11 protein-coding genes are annotated in these 14,922 nt (G+C 70.8%); 6 read left to right on the forward strand and 5 right to left on the reverse strand.

Annotation, left to right across the window (positions count from 1 at the left end; all coding sequences use genetic code 11):
- Positions 1-125: 125 nt before the first annotated feature.
- The gene (locus AC068Z_RS07140; RefSeq protein WP_478553112.1) at positions 126-1,133 is read right to left on the reverse strand and encodes an amino acid ABC transporter permease; all 1,008 of its coding nucleotides are present in this window, start codon (positions 1,131-1,133) and stop codon (positions 126-128) included.
- Between the two features lie 662 nt (positions 1,134-1,795).
- On the opposite strand from AC068Z_RS07140, the gene AC068Z_RS07145 reads away from it, so the two are divergent.
- From AC068Z_RS07145 to AC068Z_RS07170, 6 genes are all read left to right on the forward strand, one after another.
- Entirely contained in the window at positions 1,796-2,749 is a 954-nt protein-coding gene (locus AC068Z_RS07145) for an ABC transporter substrate-binding protein (protein WP_478553113.1), read from the forward strand.
- 165 nt (positions 2,750-2,914) lie between these two features.
- The gene (locus tag AC068Z_RS07150; RefSeq protein WP_478553114.1) at positions 2,915-4,126 is read left to right on the forward strand and encodes an LLM class flavin-dependent oxidoreductase; all 1,212 of its coding nucleotides are present in this window, start codon (positions 2,915-2,917) and stop codon (positions 4,124-4,126) included.
- 18 nt (positions 4,127-4,144) lie between these two features.
- The gene (locus AC068Z_RS07155; protein WP_478553116.1) at positions 4,145-5,518 is read left to right on the forward strand and encodes an NtaA/DmoA family FMN-dependent monooxygenase; all 1,374 of its coding nucleotides are present in this window, start codon (positions 4,145-4,147) and stop codon (positions 5,516-5,518) included.
- Positions 5,515-6,606, forward strand: a complete 1,092-nt coding sequence (locus tag AC068Z_RS07160) for an LLM class flavin-dependent oxidoreductase (RefSeq protein WP_478553118.1) — start codon at positions 5,515-5,517, stop codon at positions 6,604-6,606. Before AC068Z_RS07155 ends, AC068Z_RS07160 begins: the two co-directional genes overlap by 4 nt.
- Positions 6,599-7,726 (forward strand): MsnO8 family LLM class oxidoreductase, encoded by a 1,128-nt coding sequence (locus AC068Z_RS07165; protein ID WP_478553120.1) that lies wholly within the window; start codon positions 6,599-6,601, stop codon positions 7,724-7,726. The genes AC068Z_RS07160 and AC068Z_RS07165 overlap by 8 nt, the downstream gene beginning before the upstream one ends.
- Before the next feature lie 171 nt (positions 7,727-7,897).
- Entirely contained in the window at positions 7,898-9,139 is a 1,242-nt protein-coding gene (locus tag AC068Z_RS07170; RefSeq protein WP_478553122.1) for a vanadium-dependent haloperoxidase, read from the forward strand.
- Between the two features lie 25 nt (positions 9,140-9,164).
- On the opposite strand, the gene AC068Z_RS07175 is transcribed toward AC068Z_RS07170, so the two are convergent.
- Genes AC068Z_RS07175 through AC068Z_RS07190 form a run of 4 tightly spaced genes read right to left on the reverse strand, consistent with a single transcriptional unit; the run spans position 9,165 to position 14,917 of the window.
- On the reverse strand, positions 9,165-11,918 hold the full coding sequence (locus tag AC068Z_RS07175; RefSeq protein WP_478553124.1) for a fumarate reductase/succinate dehydrogenase flavoprotein subunit: 2,754 nt from the start codon (positions 11,916-11,918) through the stop codon (positions 9,165-9,167).
- Between the two features lie 11 nt (positions 11,919-11,929).
- Complete coding sequence (locus AC068Z_RS07180) at positions 11,930-12,718, reverse strand: ABC transporter ATP-binding protein (RefSeq protein ID WP_478553125.1); 789 nt, start codon at positions 12,716-12,718, stop codon at positions 11,930-11,932.
- Positions 12,702-13,577: an ABC transporter permease gene (locus AC068Z_RS07185; RefSeq protein ID WP_478553126.1), complete on the reverse strand. Its 876-nt coding sequence runs from the start codon at positions 13,575-13,577 to the stop codon at positions 12,702-12,704. Before AC068Z_RS07185 ends, AC068Z_RS07180 begins: the two co-directional genes overlap by 17 nt.
- Entirely contained in the window at positions 13,574-14,917 is a 1,344-nt protein-coding gene (locus AC068Z_RS07190) for an ABC transporter substrate-binding protein (protein ID WP_478553128.1), read from the reverse strand. The genes AC068Z_RS07185 and AC068Z_RS07190 overlap by 4 nt, the downstream gene beginning before the upstream one ends.
- Positions 14,918-14,922 lie beyond the last annotated feature (5 nt).

Genomic DNA, 14,922 nt, shown 5'->3' on the forward strand with positions numbered 1-14,922 from the left:
TGCTGCGCGTCCTCTCGGGCTGCGGTCAACCTTTCCCTAGTAATTCGATAGGGAAAGTGGGGAAGGTCTCACCGCCTGTTCGGCTGTTCAATCCGAGCCGACGAGGGGGCCGTTGACGGTGCGGCTCAGCGGTCGCCGCCGATCGCGGGTCGGGCATCGGCGGCTGTCGCCGCGCTCAGCCGGGTGCGTACGGCGGAGAGCCGAACGCGCAGCCGCTGCAGCGGAGTCGGCGGGAGCGTATGCGAGTCGCCGCGCGCGTAGTACCGCTCGACGTAGTACTGACCCGCGCTGAGCACGCTGGTGACCGCGATGTACCAGAGCGTGGCGACCATGAGCAAGGGGATGACCTGGTAGGTCTGGTTGTAGACCAACTGCACCGAGTACAGCAGGTCGTGCACGGCCAGCACGCTGACGATGCTGGTGCCCTTGAGTGTGCCGATCAGCATGTTCCCGGCGGTCGGCACGATGGAGCGCATCGCCTGCGGGATGACGATCCGGCGCAGGGTGCGGCGCCTGCTCAGACCGAGCGCCTGGGCGGCCTCGTTCTGGCCGGAGTCGACGGAGAGTATGCCGCCGCGCACCACTTCGGCGGCATAGGCGGTCTCGTGCAGAGTCAGGCCGATGACCGCGGTGAGGGTCGGGCCGAGCAGGTTGACCGTTTCGACGGTGACGAACTCCGGGCCGAACGGTATGCCGAAGCCGACCGTCGGGTAAAGGGCGCCGATGTTGAACCAGAACAGCAGCTGCACCAGGAGCGGCGTGGAGCGGAAGATCCACACGTAGCCCCAACTCAGGCTGCGCAGTACCGGGTTGGCGGACAGTCGCATCACCGCCAGCACGGTGCCGAGCAGGAAGCCGAGCACCATCACCGCAGCGGTGAGCCACAGCGTCAGCAGCAGCCCGTCGAGCACGGCGGCGGTGGTGAAGTAACGGCCCACCACGTTCCATTGGAAGGCGTCGTTGCGGACGACGGAATTGAGCACCATCGCGAAGACGAGCAGTGCGGCGGCAGCGGTCGCCCAGCGGCCGACGTGCCGGCGTGGCACGATCCGCGGCAGGTCGGGGCCGGGGGTGCCCCCCTGCTGTCGGGGCTTCGCGGCAAGGGTGGGTGTGATGTCGGACGGCGTGACCATGGTCAGGCTCTCCAAGGGGAGGGAAAAGCAGGCGTAGGTGACCACCCGGTGGCACTCGTAGGGGGGCGCAGCGGCACAGGCGCTACGCGGGTACGGTGCGGCCGGGGCTTGGCGTCGTCACATTCGCCGCGTCCCTCAACGCGGCCGGAGCGGCTGCCGCGCAGGGCGGAGCCGACCGTCATCGATCGTATGTGTCCATCGCGGAGATGTGTCAACAGGGTGTGCCAGGCGCGGGCCAGGCGATGTCCGGTATCCGGGCCCTGCTTGACGAACAAGAGAATGTCCTGCTCAATTGGCCCCATGACTGCCCAGCAGCGTTTGGTTTCGCGCCACCACATCGACTTCGGTCGCGTGTGGTCCGCGGCGTGTTGCGTCTGACTCGGCAGCGGGCCGCCTGATCGGCCTTTCCCTCCCTCGGTGACCCCGTCGTGGGCCGAGCTCTGACTTCGCGCACGCTGCCGAAGCACCACCTTCCTCGACGCCCGGCGTCGTCACACACGCGTACCTACTCGCTGTTTCTGACGATCCATCATCCCAATTTCAGCGCACGGCAGTTCCGTCCTGGCCGCCACTCCGGACCGCCCAGGACCCGGAATCCATCGGGCGGCTGCCCTGGAGCGGCACCTCGCCGTCCGGGAACGCACAGGAAAGGCACCTGACCAGTGAACATCCGCACCCTTGGCATCAGTCTGCGCAGTGCCGCCGTCCTCGCGCTGCTGCCACTGCTCGCACTGACCGCCTGCGGCTCCGGTGACACCGACGCCGCGGCGGCGGTCGGCGCTCAGGCATCTCCCGCGCCGACCGACGATCCGGTAGCCACCGTACGCAAGGTGGACGCCGTCGCCGCCCTGTTGCCCGCCGCAGTTCGCGAGGCGGGCACGCTGCGCGTGGGAAGCTCGGTCGGATTCCCGCCGGGCGCCTATTACCCGAACGGTACGGACAAGGCGCCCGCAGGCCAGGACATCGACCTCGCCGACGCGGTGGCCAAGGTCCTCGGCGTCGGACTGGAGCGCCAGGACGCCTCCTTCGAGACGATCCTGCCGGCCCTCGGCAGCGGCAAGTACGACTTCGGCACCGGCAACTTCGGCGTCACCACGGAGCGCTTGAAAACCATCGACTTCGTCACGTACATCAACGACGGCCAGGGCTTCGCGGTGCGGAAGGGCAATAGCGAGCTCAAGAAGGTCACCGACCTGACCCAGCTGTGCGGGCTGACCATCGGCACCGGTGCCGGCACCACCTTCGAGGCGACGCTCACGGCGCAGAAGGGGGTTTGCGCGAAGGCGGGAAAGAAGCCGTACGACGTGAAGGTCTACTCGGAGAACGCGGCGACGCTCACGGCGCTGCAGCAGGGCCGGATCGACGTGATCATGTCGACGATCAACGGCCTGCGCTATCAGGCGTCCCAGTCGGCCTCACGGACCACCTTCCTCGGGGAGTTCCACCGCCTCGACGTCGGCTTCGCCTTCAAGAAGGGCTCCCCGCTCACCAAGGCCTTCCAGGCGGCCGTCAACGAGCTGATCAAGGACGGCACCTACGACCGGATCCTGAAGAAGTGGGGTACCAGCGCGTCCGCGATCGAGGCGTCGCGGATCAACCCGCCCGAGCACTCCTAAGTCCCCTTTGAGAAATGCGGAGTTGAGCAGGAGGGCCACGTGACACCGCCCCCCGGCGCGTGGCCGGTGCGCTCTGTTGCTCCTGACCCCTTTCCGGTACTGCCCGCCCAGCTCCGTGGGAGGGCCGGCGTTCTCGTCACACACCCCTTGGAAGGCACTCCACTCGTGGCCCCAGCATCGTCTTCTCCCCTGCATCTCGCCGTCGCTCTCGACGGCACCGGCTGGCATCCCGCCTCCTGGCGTGAGCCGGTGGCACGGCCCCGGGACCTGTTCACCGCCGCGTACTGGGCCGACCTGATCAAGGAGGCTGAGCGCGGGCTGCTCGACTTCGTGACCATCGAGGACGGCCTCGGCCCGCAGTCGTCCCATTTCCTGGACCCGGACGAGCGAACGGACCAGGTGCGCGGCCGCCTGGACGCCGTCCTCATCGCCTCCCGCGTGGCACCGCTGACCCGGCACATAGGCCTGGTGCCGACGGTGGTCGCCACCCACACGGAGCCGTTCCACATCTCCAAGGCGATCGCCACACTTGACTACGTCAGCGCCGGCCGCGCCGGCCTGCGCGTACAGATCACCGCCCGTCCGAACGAAGCCGCGCACTTCGGCCGCCGTACGCTCCCGCGTATCAAGGCCTACGACCACCCGGCCGCGACGGAGTCGGTCGCCGACCTCTTCGACGAGGCCGCCGAATACGTTGAGGTGGTGCGTCGGCTCTGGGACAGCTGGGAGGACGACGCCGAGATCCGGGACGCGGCCACCGGCCGCTTCATCGACCGGGACAAACTGCACTACATCGACTTCGAGGGCGGGCACTTCAGCATCAAGGGCCCCTCCATCACACCCCGCCCGCCACAGGGCCAGCCGATCGTCAGCGCGCTCGCCCACGACACCGTCCCGTACCGGCTCGTGGCGCGCGCCGCCGACATCGGCTACATCACGCCGCACGACGCGGACGAAGCCCGGGCGATCATCGCGCAGATCCGTGCCGAGCAGAACGCCGCCGGGCGGGCGGCCGAACACCTGCACGTCTTCGGTGACCTGGTGGTCTTCCTCGACGACGACCCGGCCGCCGCCAGGGCGCGCCGGGAACGGATCGACGCGCTCGCGGGACAGCCGTACCCGAGCGACGCCCTGATCTTCACCGGTTCGCCGACCCAACTGGCGGATCTGCTACTGGAGTTGCACGGTGCTGGCCTGTCCGGCTTCCGGCTGCGTCCCGCCGTCGCCGGACATGACCTCCCGGCGATCACGCGGGGGCTGGTCCCCGAACTCCAGCGGCGCGGCGTCTTCCGCCGCGCCTACGAGGCCGGGACCCTGCGCGGGCTGCTGGGCCTGACCCGCCCCGCCAATCGCTACGCAGCCGCTGTCACCGCCTGAGCCGAGGGACATCACACCATGAGCAAGCCGCTGAAGCAGATCCACCTGGCCGCCCACTTCCCCGGCGTCAACAACACCACTGTCTGGAGCGACCGCGCTGCCGGAAGCCACATCGAGTTCAGCTCCTTCGCCCACTTCGCGCGGACCGCCGAACGTGCCAAGTTCGACTTCCTCTTCCTCGCCGAGGGCCTCCGACTGCGCGAACAGGGCGGCCACATCTATGACCTGGACGTCGTCGGCCGCCCCGACACCTTCACCGTGCTGGCCGCGCTCGCCGCCGTCACCGAGCACCTCGGCCTGACCGGCACCATCAACTCCACCTTCAACGAGCCCTACGAGGTGGCCCGGCAGTTCGCCAGCCTCGACCACCTCTCCGGGGGCCGCTCCGCCTGGAACGTCGTGACCTCCTGGGACGCCTTCACCGGCGAGAACTTCCGCCGGGGCGGCTTCCTGCCGCAGGAGGAGCGCTACTCCCGCGCCAAGGAGTTCCTCGCCACGGCGAACGTGCTCTTCGACTCCTGGGCCGGCGACGAGATCCTCGCCGACCAGGCCACCGGCACGTTCCTGCGGGACGCCAAGGCCGGCGCCTTCGTCCACACCGGACAGCACTTCGACATCCACGGACAGTTCAACGTCCCGCGCTCCCCGCAGGGCCGGCCGGTGATCTTCCAGGCCGGCGACTCCGACGAGGGGCGCGAGTTCGCGGCCGCGGAGGCGGACGCCATCTTCAGCAGGTACGGCACACTCGAGGCGGGCCAGGCCTTCTACACGGACGTGAAGTCCCGCCTGGCGAAGTACGGTCGCCGCTTCGACCAGTTGCTCATCCTGCCCGCCGCTACCTTCGCCCTCGCCGACACCGACGCGGACGCCGAGGAACTGGCCCGAGAGGTGCGCCGACAGCAGGTCAGCGGTGCCACCGCCATCAAGCACCTGGAGTTCGTCTGGAACCGGGACCTGTCGGCGTACGACCCGGAAGGGCCCCTTCCCGACATCGAGCCGGACGTCAGCGACGACCACATCTCCAAGGGGCGTGCGCAGGTCCGTATGTACCGGGACCCGCTGGCCATTGCCCGCGAGTGGCGCGAACTCGCCGCCGCCAACCACTGGTCCATCCGCGACCTGGTCATCCACACCGGCAACCGGCAGAACTTCGTCGGCTCCCCGGCCACCATCGCGAAGACCATCAACGACTTCGTCCAGGCCGACGCGAGTGACGGCTTCATCCTCGTCCCGCACATCACTCCGAGCGGCCTGGACGAGTTCGCCGACAAGGTGGTCCCGCTGCTCCAGGAACAGGGCGTGTTCCGCACGGAGTACGAGGGCACGACCCTGCGCGACCACCTGGGCCTGGCGCATCCGGACGACATCCGCGGCGAGCGGGTCGCGTCGTGAAGTTCATCGCCATCACCCTGATCGTGCATCGCCCGGACCCCGTCAGCGGCGTACAGAAGCCCACCCATGAGCGGTTCCGCGAAGTCCTCGACAACGCCGTGCTGGCCGAGGAACTGGGCTTCGACGGCTTCGGGGTGGGCGAGCGGCACGAGCGGCCCTTCATCTCCTCCTCACCCACCGTGGTGCTGAGCCATGTGGCAGCGCTGACGCGACGCATCCGTCTCTTCACCGCGGTGACCACCCTGAGCCTGCTCGACCCGGTGCGTGCCTACGAGGACTACGCCACCCTCGACCACCTCTCCGAGGGCCGACTGGACCTGATCATCGGCAAGGGCAATGGCGCCGCCCAGCGCGAGCTGTTCCACGTCACGCCCGAGGACCAGTGGGACCGCAACGCCGAGAGCTACGAGGTGTTCCGGCAGATCTGGCGCCAGGACAAGGTCACCGCGCAGACCCGCTTCCGCCCGTCACTGACGGACGCCGAGGTATGGCCCCGGCCCTTCCAGCAGCCCGTCCGGGTCTGGCACGGCAGCGCGACCAGCAAGGAGTCGGTCGACCTGGCCGCCCGCTACGGCGACCCGCTGTTCTCCGCGAACGTCACCCACCCCATGGAGCCCTACGCCGAGTTGATCCGCCACTACCGCGAACGCTGGGAACACTACGGCCACGACCCGGCCGACATCGCGATCGGAGCCGGCACGGCGGGCATTCACGTAGCGCCGACCTCCCAGGAGGCGCTGGCCGCCTACCGGCCGGTCTTCGAGGCCAATCTGGCCTTCTCCCGGCAGGCGGGACTGCCCGTCGTCTTCGCGGATCTGGAGGATTTCGTCGAGCGCAGCTCCGCGCTCGTCGGCAGCCCCCAGCAGGTCATCGACAAGGTCCACCGATATCACGAGGAGTTCGGCCACACCGTGCTGCATCTGCACGCCGACGCAGGCGGACTGACGGATGCCCGGCACCGCGCCTCGCTCGAGCTGTTCCAGTCCCAGGTCGCTCCCGCGCTGCGCCGCGGGATTCCGGACCCGCCGTTCGCATGGGGACCCGTGCTTCCGGCGCCCCCGCTCACCCAGGAGTCCACCCGTGTCTGACGTCCCCCTCGGCATCCTCGACCTCGTCCCGATCCCGTCCGGATCGACGGCCGCGGACGCGCTGCGCAACTCGATCGACCTCGCCCAGCAGGCCGAGCGGCTCGGCTACGCCCGCTACTGGTTCGCCGAGCACCACCTCAACCCGGGCGTGGCGGGTACGTCCCCGGCGGTCGTCCTCGCCCTGACCGCCGCCGCGACCTCCACGATCCGGCTCGGCTCGGGCGCGGTACAGCTCGGGCATCGCACCGCGCTGTCCACCGTCGAGGAGTTCGGCCTGGTCGACGCCCTCCATCCCGGCCGCCTCGACCTGGGCCTGGGCCGCTCGGGCGGCCGCCCGCCGGGGGAGAGGACGACCGTGCCGACAGCCACTCCGGTGGTCGACGGCCGGGCCCCGAACGGCCTGCTCATCCCGCCCCCCTTCTCGTTCGAGCACCTGCTCGGCTCACCTCGCGTGGCACTGCAGCGCAAGCTGCTCCTGCTCCCAGGGGCCGAGTCGCAGGACTACGCCGAGCAGATCGACGACATCCTCGCCCTGCTGGCCGGCACCTACCGCTCCCCGGAGGGCATCGAGGCGCACGCCGTGCCGGGCGAGGGCGCCGATGTGGAGGTGTGGATCCTGGGCAGCAGCGGGGGCCAGAGCGCCGAGGTCGCGGGCGCCCGGGGGCTGCGGTTCGCGGCGAACTACCACGTCAGCCCCGCCACCGTCCTGGAGGCCGTGGACGGCTACCGGTCCTTCTTCCAGCCCTCCGAGTTCCTGGACAAGCCGTACGTCAGTGTCTCCGCCGACGTCGTGGTCGCCGAGGACGACGCGACCGCCCGCGAACTCGCCACCGGCTATGGCCTGTGGGTGCGCAGCATCCGCACCGCCGAAGGCGCAGTCGAGTTCCCCACACCCGAGCAGGCGCGCGCTCACGTCTGGAGCGACGCGGAGCGAGCCCTGGTACAGGACCGCGTCGACACCCAGTTCGTCGGTTCACCGGAACGGGTGGCCGACCAGCTGGAACAGCTCCAGGAGGCCACGGGAGCGGACGAGTTGCTCATCACGACGATCACTCACGACCATGCCGACCGGGTTCGTTCGTACGCACTGCTCGCGGAGGAATGGCGCCGCCGGGGGTGACCTTCCGGGCGGCCCCTGCCCTGATGCGCGTCGCCACCGCGGTGTGCAGCCGAGTTCCACCGCGCCTCCCCATGTGTCTGTGACCCCGCGCCGGCCGGTGCCGATCCCGCATGCGCGCGACCTGCTCCGATCACGTCATCCCACCGCCCTCATCGAACCGAAGGAGTACGTGTGAGTCCGTTCAGAACCCGCCCCGCCCTCGTCGCCCTGGGCGCGACGGCTCTGCTGACCACGTCCGCCGCGGTGCCCCAGGCCGCCGCGGCCGACCCTCCCTCCACCGCGCTCACCTGGTACGACGCCACCGCCCAGACCATCGCGGCGGCCGGCGCGCCGACCCAGGTCACCAACAGCCGTACCTGGGCCATCAGTTGGCTCGCGGCAGCCCGGGCCACCCGAAGCGTTCCGGCGGGCGTGGAGCGCGGCCCGTACCGGTCGGCGGCGCTCGCCGCGGCCGTACACCGGGCGCTGGTGACGCTCGTGCCGAGCCGTACCGGGCAACTCGACGCGACGTACAAGCAGACCCTGGACGCGATCCCCGACGGCCCGGCGGAGGAGCGCGGTGTCGCGGCGGGGGAGCGGCAGGCTGACCTCGTCCTCGCGTCGAGGCGGGGTGACGGGCTGGATCCCGCCTCCGTCAACGCGCCGTATCCCGTACGACCGGCCGCCCCCGGCGTGTGGCAGCCGACGCCGCCCGCCCACGCCCCCGCCGCGCAGTACGGCAACCGCCTTGCGGAGCCGTTCGTGCTCGCGACGCAGAGCCAGTTCCGGCTCGGCCCGCCCCCCGCACTGGACTCCACCCGCTACGCCGCCGACCTCGCGGAGGTACGGGCGTACGGCGCCGCCGACAGCCGGGCACGCAGCGCGCACCAGACCGAGACGGCCACCTTCTGGCTCGGCTCCTCCCTCACCCTCTACACCGAGCCGCTGCGTGTGGCGCTGTCCCGCTCGGACCAGGGCGTCGCCGGGCAGGCGCGGCTGGTCGCGCTCTTCCACGTGGCGTTGGTGGACACGCAGATCGCGACGTCCGACAGCAAGTACGCCTACGAGCGGTGGCGTCCCGTCACGGCCATCCGCACCGGCGTCATCGATCCCGATGCGGACTGGACGCCGTTGCACGACACACCCGCTCATCCGGACTACCCGAGCGGCCACAACACCTATTCGGGTGCCGCGGAGGCCGTGCTGTCGGCGCTCGTGGGTCCGCGGACCGCCCCGTTCGAGCTGGCCAGCCCCTCCGCGCCCGGGGTGACCAGGACCTACACGACCTGGAAGCAGCTGTCGGCCGAGAACGTGGACGCCCGGGTGTTCTCCGGTATCCACACCCGGTCGGCGGACGAGGCGGGGATCACGCTCGGCAAGAACGTCGCCCGATACGTCCTGCGGAACGCGGGGCCTCTCCTGGCCGCACGGTGAAGGACCGGCGGCACGGGGACGCGGGTCAGAGCGCCCGCGCCGCATAGGCCCTGACGTCCGCGTCCGAGTCGCTCGTCGCCGCGGCCAGGGCCGCTCGGGCGTCCGCTGCGGCACGGTGGCGGGTCAGGGCCAGTACGGCGGCCTTGCGGACGTCGGCGTTGGGGTCGGCGGCGGCCTTGGCGAGTGCGGGGACGGCGAGGTCGGGATCCGTGGCGGACAACGCGGTGGCGGCGCCGGCCCGCACCTGCCAGGCCGGGTCGGCCAGAGCCGCCTCGGCGCGGGCGGCCAGGGCCGGTGGGCAGCCCGCCGTGCCCAGCGCCTCGTAGGCGGCCCCGCGGACCAGGGCGTCGGGATCGTCCACGAGCCCCGCGAGGGCCGAGTGGGCCACGGCCGACTCCGGCGCCGCGGCGGCCAGTGCCTTGGCGATGGTGACGCGGACCTCGCGGGAAGGATCGACGGCCGCCGCGCGGGCCAGTTCCGCGGCGGCGTCGACCGACACGAGTGCTCGCACGGCTGCCACGCGGACGGCGATGTCGGAGTCCGCCAGCGACTGCGCGAACAACTCCACCTCGCCAAGGCGCAGGGCGCGCAGGACATCCAGTGCGGCGGCACGGACGACGGGGTCGGTCTGGGACAGGGCGGCGGCGAGGCCGTCGCGCAGGGCCGGTTCGGCAGGCAGAGTCTCGACGAGTTCCCGCAGTGAGGCGGCAGCGGCGGCGCGGACGTCGTCGTCGGTGTCCGTCAGCGCGGCGGCCAGCGCCGGTCCGGTGCCCGGCGGCACGGTCTCCGTCAGGACCGTGACGGCCGTACGGCGCACGGTGGGGTCGGGGTCGGTCAAGTAGGGGATGAGGGAGCCGAGTTCGGGATCGTCCTCCGCAAGGGCAAGCAGGCCGAGCAGGCGAGGATCCGCTTCGGTGCCCTCGTGGGTGATGGTGCCGGTCGCCGCCGTGGGTTCCTGGTGCGTGGCCACCGGCGCCGCCTCCCGGGCCCCGGCCGTCGCCACCTGTTCCGGGGCGACCTCGCCGAGAAGACGGGAGGCGCCCCCTACCGGGTCGAAGCCGTCCACCGGAACAAGGTAGGGAGCCACGGGTCGGGCTGTGAACTCCATGGTTCCGACAGGGGACTTGCGCAGATCGAGGTGGTGGAACCAGGACGCGTCATCGCGCTGCGGGTGGTCGATGCGGTCGTGATAGAGGCCCCAGCGGGATTCCGTGCGGGCGAGGGACGCCCGGGCGGCCATCTCCGCACAGTCGCGGATGAACGTGACCTCGGAGCAGCGCATCAGCTCGTGCGGGGTGCGAGCGCCCATCGCGGCGATGTCGGCGTGCATCCGCTCGAACGCCTCCAAGGCCAGCGAGAGCCGGGCGCCGGACTTGGGCGGGGCCACGTAGTCGTTCACGAAGCGCCGCAGCTTGTACTCGACCTGGGTCTGAGGCGGGCCGTCGGGGTTGCGCAGCGGGCGGTAGATCAGCTCGTGCGCCTCGCGCAGCTGGTCCGGGGGCAACTCACCTTCGTATCGCGTGTACTGTGCCGCGTCCGCGCCCGCGAGGTCCCCGAAGACGAACGCGCCGATCATGTAGTTGTGCGGCACGCAGGCGAGGTCCCCGGCGGCGTACAGCCGGGGAACCGTCGTACGAGCGTGGTCGTCGACCCGTACACCTGAGGCGGAGTGGCCGCCGCACAGCCCGATCTCCGAGATGTGCATCTCCACGTCGTGGGTGCGGTAGTCGTGGCCGCGGCCCGCGTGGAAGGTGCCGCGCGTCGGGCGCTCCGTCGAGTGCAGGATCGACTCAAGGGCCGAGATCGACTCCTCCGGGAGATGACTCAGCTTGAGGTACACCGGCCCCCGGTCGCTCGCCACCTCCGCCGCGAACTCGGCCATCATCTGTCCCGACCAGTAGTCGGAGTCGACGAAGCGTTCGCCGTGCCGGTTGACCTGGTAGCCGCCGAAGGGGTTGGCGACGTAGGCGCAGGCGGGGCCGTTGTAGTCCTTGATCAGCGGGTTGATCTGGAAGCACTCGATGCCGGTGAGCTCGGCGCCCGCGTGGTACGCCATCGCGTAGCCGTCGCCCGCGTTGGTCGGGTTCTCGTACGTGCCGTAGAGATAGCCGGAGGCGGGCAGGCCCAGCCGGCCGCAGGCGCCGGTGGCGAGGATCACCGCGCCCGCGCGGACCGTGACGAACGCGCCCGTGCGCGTGTTGAAGCCGGCCGCCCCCACGGCCTGCCCGTCCGCGGTGAGCACCCGCACCGGCATCACCCGGTTCTCGATCCGGATCCGCTCCCGCATTTCGCGGCGCCGCAGCTGTCGGTACAGGACCTTTTTGACGTCCTTGCCCTCCGGCATCGGCAGCACGTACGAGCCTGAGCGGTGGACCTGACGGACCGCGTACTCGCCGTGCTCGTCCTTCTCGAACTTGACGCCGTACGCCTCCAGTCGCCGCACCATGGAGAACCCGCGAGTGGCGGTCTGGCGGACGGTGGACTGGTCGACGATGCCGTCGTTGGCGCGGGTGATCTCGGCGACGTAGTCGTCGGGTTCGGCGCGGCCCGGGATGACCGCGTTGTTGACGCCGTCCATGCCCATGGCGAGTGCTCCGGAGTGGCGGACGTGCGCCTTCTCCAGCAGCAGGACGTTCGCGCCGTGTTCGGCGGCGGTCAGGGCGGCCATGGTGCCGGCGGTGCCGCCGCCGATGACGAGTACGTCGCAGGTCAGTTCTTCGGCGTCGGCGAGGGCGGGGATGCGGAGGGGTTCCGCGGGGGTGTGCACGGGGGTGGTCACCGGGGGGCCTTTCAGGTACCGAGCGAGGTGAGGATGGAGCGACGCAGTGCCACACGGGCCGGATCGTCGTGGGCCGAGCGCTCGCGTGGACGCGGCACGTCGCGCAGGGCGGTGAGCCGCCCGGAGCCGAGGAGGGCGACGCGGTCGCCGAGGAAGAGGGCCTCGTCGACGTCGTGGGTGACGAATACGACGGTCGCGCCGGTGCCGTGCAGCACCTCCACCAGCAGGTCCTGCATGCCGGCGCGGGTCTGCGCGTCGAGTGCGCCGAACGGTTCGTCCATGAGGACGGCCCGTGGGCGTCCGGCCAGGGCTCGCGCCAGCTGGGCGCGCTGGCGCTGCCCGCCCGAGACGCGGTGCGGCAACTGCCGTGCCTGGTCCGTGAGTCCGACCCGCTCCAGCCAGGCCTCGGCCTGTTCCCTGCGCCGGGTGCGCGGCACGCCCTGGATGGCGAGGGGCAGTTCCACGTTGGCGCGCAAGGTGCGCCAGGGCAGCAGGGCGTCGTCCTGGAAGACCAGCGCCCGATCCGCGCCCGGACCGGTCACCGGCCGGCCGTCCTGTTCGACCGTTCCGTCCAGCGGTGGCAGCAGTCCGGCGAAGGTGCGCAGCAGGGTGGACTTGCCGCAGCCGGAGGGGCCGACGACGGTGAGGATCTCGCCGTGGCGGACGTCGAGGTCGACGTCGGCGACGGCTGACGTGCCCGGGCGGCCCAGCGTGGCGCCGTGCAGGGTGAGGCGGGCGCCGCGGCGGGCTGCCGAGGCGGTTCCCGCCTCCGCCGGCCTGGTCTCAGACGAGGTGCTCATCGCGTGCCTCCTCGGCCTTGGGTGTGGTGCCGGTGGACGCCGGGACATGTGCGGGGCGGGGCCGGGCGCCTGGGACGTACGACGTGCGCGGCAGCCAGTGGGTCATGCGCCGGCCGACCAGCTCGACGGCGGTGGAGGTCAGCCAGCCGAGCAGGCCGATCGTGACCATGCCGACGAAGACGCCCGGGTAGTTGACGATCGTGTAGTCCTGCCAGGTGCGGTAGCCGACGCCGTACTGGCCGGAGATCATCTCGGCGGAGATCACACAGATCCAGGACACGCCGATGCCGACGGACAGGCCGCCGAAGATGCCGGGCAGGGCACCCGGCAGGACGACCGCGCCGAGGATCCGCCATCGACCGCCGCCCATGGTGAGGACCGCCTCCTCCCACACGGGAGCGAGGGCGCGGACGGCGTGCCGGGTGGAGACCAGTACCGGGAAGAACGCGGCGGTGAAGGTGATGAAGACGATGCCCTGTTCGTTGGAGGGGAACAGGAGGATCGCGACGGGGACCATGGCGATGGCCGGGATGGGCCGCACCACTTCGAGAACCGGGCCGAGCAGGTCCTCGGCGAGCCGTGAGCGTGCCACGAGCACGCCGGTGGCCACGCCCAGGACCGCGGCGAGCAGGAAGCCGGTCACGATCCGGGTGAGGCTGTCGGTGAGGTCGGTCCAGTAGTCGGGGCCGGAGAGCCGGTCGGTGAAGGCCCGGGCCACGTCGGTCACGGTCGGGAACTGCGAGAAGCGCACCCACAGGTCCACGTCGAAGCCGGTCAACAGCTGCCACAGGCCAAGGGCGGCGGCCAGCGAGCCGGCCCGCAGTGCGAGTCGGCCCGCCCGCCGGGGGTACCGGATCACGAGGCCCGTCCCAGGGCGTCCGCGTACGTGATCACCTGGGCGCCGCTGTGACCGGCCACGTAGGCCCGCGCGGTGTCCGGGGCGACGAAGGGCAGCAGTTGCTTGCCGTCCGCCACCCAGACGGCCTTGTCGGCGAACCAGAGGGTGCCTGTGGTGGCGTCGGGGACGTAGGCCGCGCGGATGCCGTCCTTGTGCTCGGCGACATGGGACAGGAGCTCGGCAGGGGAGGCGAAGCCTCGGGTCTTGGCGGAGCCCTTGGGCCATACCTCGCTCGCGGCGGCCGGCGCCGTGGCCGCGAGCCGCTTGGCGTATCCGGCGCCCAGGGCCTTCTTGACGTGGCTGTCGTCCACGAAGGAGTCCACGTCGACGTCGCCGGTCAGCTCGGCCGCCTTGAGGACCGCCACGTCCTGCTTGAGCGCGGAGACGAGCTGCGGCTTGACGGACGGGTCGAAGGTGGAGATGCCATGGGCGCCGTTGTAGAGGTAGACGACCTCGGCCGGGAGGCCGGTGGCCTTCGCGACCTTTTCGGCGGCCTGCACCGGATGGGCGTTGAGATAGTCGGTCGCCTCCGCCTGGGCCTTCAAGAACGCCTCCAGCACGGCCGGGCGCTCCTTGGCGAAGTCCTCGCGGGCGGTGACGCCGTGGAAGGTGGGCAGATTCAGCTGGGCCCCGTCGTACAGCGCCTTCGCCTTGCCTTGGTAGGCGAGCAGGCCGGGCCAGGCGACGAACTGCGAGAGCGCGTCCGCGCTGCCCGCCGTCAGGGCGGAGGCGCCTACCGCGGGCTGCTGGTTCAGCTTCTCGATGCCCTGGTTCGGATCGATACCGGCCCGCTGCAGGGCCCGTACGAGGGTTCCGTCGGCGGCCGAGCCGACGCTCGTGGAGACCTTCTTGCCCTTCAGGTCCTTCAGGGAGGTGAGCTCGGACCGCGGTGGGACGACCACCGTGTTCAGGCCGCCCTTGAGGTTGTAGCCGGTGACCGAGACCAGGTGAGTTGGCTTGCCCAGCTGCTGGCCGCGGGCGGCGTTGATGAGCAGCGGGAAATCACCCATCGAACCGATGTCGATCTTCCCGGCGGTCATCTGCGCGGTGATGGGGGCGCCGGTGGCGTAGTCCTGCCAGTCGACTTTGTACGTCCTTCCGTCCCGGAGGGCGTTGAGCTGTTTCTCGAAGTAGCCGAGGGAGCGCAGCAGGGTGCCGGCCGTGACCGTGTTGATGGTCTTGGACTGGTATCCGACGGTGACGGTGACCGTGGAGCCGCTGCCCGCCTCGGCGCTGCCGCCACAGGCGGACAGAGGGAACAGGAGAGCGGATGCGGCGATCGCGACTGTCGTGCGTTTCATGGGAG

It is taken from the genome of Streptomyces sp. NPDC043726 (assembly GCF_056436565.1).